Raw genomic sequence first — 4,808 nt, 5'->3', positions numbered from 1 at the left:
CCCAACGGTTTAGCGCATCAAGACAACCCCCAGATCCGGGTTCTGCCCCCACCAAGAAAAACGCAGCCCACAAGTATATGCCGCCTACCGATTGGCTTTTCACAGGCATTTAGCGACGATCATTAACCAGAACTAACGTTAGCTAGGGTCGATCGAGACCTAATTTACCCGAGCAAGAGGTAAAAATTTCAGGTAAACTAGTACTGTCAACCTCACATCCTCCGATCGTGCAGAGGAGTCCAGAGACTATGGTCAAAAAAACCGAACCGCTCGCAACTGAGCCAGTAATTGCCGAACCAAAATCTGGGTTTAACCCGGTTCAACTCATCCGCGATAGTCAAGCCGAACTCACCAAAGTGATTTGGCCGAGCCGTCAACAACTGATTAGTGAATCCCTCGCAGTCATTGCGATGGTATCCTTGTCAGCGACCACGATTTATCTGGTCAACAATTTGTTTAGTTGGGCTGCTGGCAAGGTGTTTGTATGACTTATACCTCAGACGAATTAGATGACGACTTTCAGGAACAGGGTTCTGGAAGTAAAGTCAAAGAACCAGCTCGCTGGTATGCCGTCCAAGTGGCATCTGGCTGTGAAAATCGCGTCAAAATTGACTTAACCCAACGCATTCATTCGTTTGGGATGGGCGAACGCATCTACCAAATCGAGATCCCCCAAACTCCGACGATCCGACTCAAAAAAGATGGTACCAAGACTCCCGCTGAGGAAAAAGTTTTCCCTGGCTACGTGTTGGTAAGTATGTCGATGGATGATGATGCGTGGCAGGTAGTCAAAAATACTCCTAACGTGATCAATTTTGTCGGTTCCGAACAAAAACGCGGCTACGGACGCGGACGCGGACACGTCAAACCGCTACCTCTATCGCGAGGTGAAGCAGATCGGATCTTCAAACAAGCTCTCGAACAAGAGCCAGTGGTGAAGACAGATCTGACCGAAGGCGATAAAATAATGGTGATGTCTGGTCCCTTTAAGGACTTTGCAGGCGAGGTCGTTGAAGTAAGCCCCGAACGGAGTAAACTAAAAGCCTTGCTCTCTATCTTCGGTAGAGATACCCCCGTAGAACTCGAATTCAACCAAGTCCAAAGACAGGGCTAAATACACACATCTAATGGCAAAGAAAGTAGTCGCGATCGTCAAGCTAGCTCTCAACGCTGGTAAAGCTAACCCCGCACCGCCTGTCGGCCCAGCATTGGGTCAACATGGTGTGAATATCATGGCATTCTGTAAAGAATACAATGCCAAAACTGCCGAGCAAACTGGTACGGTCATCCCCGTGGAAATTTCGATCTTTGAAGATCGCAGTTTCACCTTCGTCCTGAAGACTCCACCTGCTTCGGTACTGATCAAAAAAGCCGCTAAAATCGAAACTGGTTCCAACGAACCCAATAAGAAAAAAGTTGGTCAAATCACTTCCGCTCAATTGCAAGAAATCGCTCAAATCAAATTACCCGATCTCAATGCCAATGACATTGACGCAGCGATGAAAATCGTGGCTGGGACTGCCCGCAACATGGGTGTCGCGATCGTTGACTAGTATTTTATCCACCATATTTGGGGGAGAGGTCGAACCTCGTTATTCACCCCAGGAGCAATCATGACCAAAAAGTATTCGCGTCGGTATCAAGAATTGGCCAAGAAAATCGAGCCTCGTGTTTACGAACCCCTCGAAGCCATGAAGTTGATCAATGAGACAGCAACCGCTAAATTTGCTGAATCTGCCGAAGTTCACGTCCGGCTCGGTATCGATCCTAAGTACACCGACCAACAATTACGGACGACCGTAGCTTTACCCAAAGGTACCGGACAAACCATCCGCGTCGCGGTGATCGCCCGTGGTGAAAAAGTGGCTGAAGCCACTGCCGCAGGTGCCGATCTCGCTGGTTCGGAAGAATTAATCGCCGAAATCCAAGGCGGGATGATGGATTTCGATCTGTTGATCGCGACTCCCGATATGATGCCCCAAATCGCCCGCCTCGGTCGCGTCCTCGGTCCACGCGGTTTGATGCCTTCGCCCAAAGCTGGTACGGTAGCTACCGACCTCGGTGCGGCGATCGCCGAATTCAAAGCAGGTAAACTAGAGTATCGGGCCGACAAGTCCGGGATCGTGCATATTCTCTTCGGTAAGGCCGCATTCGCTCCTGAAGACCTCCTGACCAACCTCAAGGCATTCCAAGAGAGCATTGATCGCAACCGCCCTTCAGGAGCCAAGGGACGCTTTTGGCGGAGTATGTATGTCTCGGCAACAATGGGACCTTCGATCGAAATCGATATCAGTAGTCTCCGTGACATGAAAACTGAATAATTAGTCGATCGATCGGTTAGGCATAAAAAAAGAGAGATGAGTTTAAAACTCGTCTCTCTTTTTTGCTAGGTATAGCAAACGCCAAGGCTGTTAGGACAAAAACAACGATTGAAATCGCCGCTGATGATGCACCCACCCCGCCCGTTGGGCACCCCTGTCTTGAAAAGGTGCTCCACTTGCGGAGTTGGGTCGGATGGGTTCCCCATCCGTGACCCATACCCAAGCAGCGGCTCACCTTTGGACGGGTTCCCCGTCAAAAAAGGTGAGACAAGACAGGGGAAACCCCTGTTCCCGCACTTTTCGCTGTCTTGTCGGTTTTTTTATTCGGAGGGAACCTCCGAATAAAACCGCCGCTCCGAGGAGGGGGTTTTTCAGTAGATCGAGAGTTCATATTTGTCTGTTTAAGTGTTATCGAAAGGTACCTGACAGACTAGATTTAGTCGCATACTCTAAAAATATGACGATCGAATCCAACTCACTTTACACCCGATCTCTAAACCCAAATACATACCTAAAATCACAAACACGATCGCGTTACTTTGGATCTGCTTAATTACCCTAGCCTCGATCGTCTCTGTCTGCAAAATTTCAGGGATTCCGATCCCATTTATTGCCAAACTTCCAAGCTGGGAATAGCTCAAACTGGCGATCTAATTGTGTTCGGTATTGTTGGAGTAGTTGACTGTGAGCACAAAACAAAATCGCGGAGCGTAATGCCCCGCGATCGCTTATTCTCAAAATCGAGAGCTTTAAATCAGATACAATAAGATAAACAAGATAATCCAAATTACATCGACAAAGTGCCAATAAATCTCGGCGGCTTCGACACCGAAATGATTGTTTGTGCCGTAATGTTCGGACTTCATAGATCGCCATAAGACGGATAAAATCAACAGTACGCCGACAGTGACGTGCAAGCCGTGAAAGCCAGTTAAGACATAAAAAGTACTGGCAAATAAATTCGTCCGCAGTCCAAATTCGAGATGGCTGTACTCATACAACTGACCGCCAAGGAAGACAATTCCCATCAGAGCGGTAATTCCAAACCACAGTTGCAGACCTTTGACATCATTCTTTTTGATGGCAGTATCGGCTTGGTGAATGACTAAACTACTGGCAATCAGGATGACAGTGTTCATCCCTGGCAGTAGCAATTCAAGCTTAGGAGTGCCCGCTGGCGGCCATTCTGGAGCCATCGATCGGAAGGCCATGTATGCGATGAATAGACCGAGGAAGATCATCCCCTCTGCGACGAGAAAGACAATCAGCCCAAAGATCCGAAAGTCAGGATGTGCTTCGTGATGGCTATCGTGGGTTGCACTCTCGATATTAATTTGCGTTTGGTCGGAAATAGATCCTTGCATAGAAGTTGGGAGTAAAGGTTAGGCTTTGTTTACCCCAACCCTCTTTCTAAAGGGGATCTTTTGCGCCCAGAGACGACTGGGGTGAAAAATCCCCTCCGAGGAGGGGTGCCCGTAGGGTGGGGTGGGTAGATCTCCGCAGCTACTGGAATTGACTTGTGCTGTATGCACACAAATCTTTTCAAGTAGTTCCAGAGGATCTTCGTCTATGGCAACTAAACAGCAGGGTAGAATCAGTTAATTAAAATGGAAACTTTCCACCATCTAAGTTTTAGTCGAATTAACAACTAGACATTCGTAAACACCTTCGGCGGCTCTGAAACTTCCTCAGTATCCCCATAATCATAAGGGCCGGTGGTCAGCACGGGTAGAACTTCAAAGTTCTCGATTTCTGGCGGTGAAGTGGTTTGCCACTCTAGGGTCAGAGCGTTCCAGGGATTGTTGCCAGCTTTATCACCCTTGTAAGCGCAGTAAATCGCATTGACCAGGAATGGGACGGTGGAAATAGCCAGAACGTAACTGCCATAAGTACAAACTTGATTGAGACCTTGGAACTCTGGCGCGTACATAGCAATCCGGCGCGGCATCCCTTGCAAGCCGAGGATGTGCATCGGCAGGAAAGTGACGTTAAAACCGATGTAGGTCAGGGCGAAGTGGATTTTACCCCAGGTATCGTTGATATGGCGACCGGTAACTTTAGGGAACCAGTGATAGATCCCCGTATAGATCCCGAAGACGCTCCCGCCGAACAAGACATAGTGGAGGTGAGCGACTACGAAATAAGTATCGTGGACGTGGATGTCGAAGGGGACAGCAGCCAGCATGACGCCAGTGATCCCACCAATTACGAAGGTCGAGATAAAGCCCATCGCAAATAACATCGCGCTATTGAGATTGATTTTACCGCCCCACATCGTGGCTAACCAACCGAAGATCTTGATCCCGGTCGGTACAGCGATCACCATCGTGGTGATCATGAAGAACATTCGCAACCAGGGTGGTGTCCCGCTGGTAAACATGTGGTGCGACCAGACAAACAAGCCTAGGAAACTAATCACCATACTCGAATACGCGAACGCGCCGAAACCAAAAATCGGCTTGCGACAATGCACGGGAATCACATCGG

At 48.7% G+C, this 4,808-nt stretch carries 6 protein-coding genes; 4 read left to right on the top strand and 2 right to left on the bottom strand.

All coding sequences use genetic code 11. The features are described from left to right. Nucleotides 1–248: 248 nt before the first annotated feature. The 4 genes from secE to rplA are packed head-to-tail and all read left to right on the top strand — an operon-like array spanning nucleotide 249 to nucleotide 2,321. Nucleotides 249–488 carry a preprotein translocase subunit SecE gene (secE, locus tag RMO27_RS09125; RefSeq protein WP_309731571.1) on the top strand — a complete coding sequence of 80 codons (240 nt, stop codon included), beginning with the start codon at nucleotides 249–251 and terminating at the stop codon, nucleotides 486–488. After that, nucleotides 485–1,114 carry a transcription termination/antitermination protein NusG gene (nusG, locus tag RMO27_RS09120; protein ID WP_309731569.1) on the top strand — a complete coding sequence of 210 codons (630 nt, stop codon included), beginning with the start codon at nucleotides 485–487 and terminating at the stop codon, nucleotides 1,112–1,114. The genes secE and nusG overlap by 4 nt, the downstream gene beginning before the upstream one ends. 13 nt (nucleotides 1,115–1,127) lie before the next feature. After that, the gene (gene rplK, locus RMO27_RS09115; RefSeq protein ID WP_309731566.1) at nucleotides 1,128–1,553 is read left to right on the top strand and encodes a 50S ribosomal protein L11; all 426 of its coding nucleotides are present in this window, start codon (nucleotides 1,128–1,130) and stop codon (nucleotides 1,551–1,553) included. 60 nt (nucleotides 1,554–1,613) lie between these two features. Next, nucleotides 1,614–2,321: a 50S ribosomal protein L1 gene (gene rplA / locus RMO27_RS09110; protein WP_309731565.1), complete on the top strand. Its 708-nt coding sequence runs from the start codon at nucleotides 1,614–1,616 to the stop codon at nucleotides 2,319–2,321. A 749-nt stretch (nucleotides 2,322–3,070) separates the two neighbouring features. Here rplA and RMO27_RS09105 read toward each other — a convergent pair. Together RMO27_RS09105 and RMO27_RS09100 are read right to left on the bottom strand one after the other, a co-directional pair. Beyond that, nucleotides 3,071–3,685, bottom strand: coding sequence for a heme-copper oxidase subunit III (locus RMO27_RS09105; protein ID WP_309731562.1), 615 nt, complete (start codon nucleotides 3,683–3,685; stop codon nucleotides 3,071–3,073). 284 nt (nucleotides 3,686–3,969) lie between these two features. Beyond that, nucleotides 3,970–4,808: cbb3-type cytochrome c oxidase subunit I (locus RMO27_RS09100; protein ID WP_309731559.1), on the bottom strand; the 839-nt coding region annotated here is incomplete at its 5' end.

The organism is Chamaesiphon sp. OTE_75_metabat_556, assembly GCF_031378165.1.
Classification (GTDB): domain Bacteria; phylum Cyanobacteriota; class Cyanobacteriia; order Cyanobacteriales; family Chamaesiphonaceae; genus Chamaesiphon.
The sequence above is the reverse complement of the archived record's forward strand: the minus strand, read 5'-3'. Positions and strand labels throughout refer to the sequence as shown.

What these genes read in the sequence shown, in the direction of transcription:
- secE (WP_309731571.1), top strand. Translation starts at nt 249, where the DNA reads ATGGTCAAAAAAACCGAACCGCTCGCAACTGAGCCAGTAATTGCCGAA.
- nusG (WP_309731569.1), top strand. Translation starts at nt 485, where the DNA reads ATGACTTATACCTCAGACGAATTAGATGACGACTTTCAGGAACAGGGT.
- rplK (WP_309731566.1), top strand. Translation starts at nt 1,128, where the DNA reads ATGGCAAAGAAAGTAGTCGCGATCGTCAAGCTAGCTCTCAACGCTGGT.
- rplA (WP_309731565.1), top strand. Translation starts at nt 1,614, where the DNA reads ATGACCAAAAAGTATTCGCGTCGGTATCAAGAATTGGCCAAGAAAATC.
- RMO27_RS09105 (WP_309731562.1), bottom strand. Translation starts at nt 3,685, where the DNA reads ATGCAAGGATCTATTTCCGACCAAACGCAAATTAATATCGAGAGTGCA.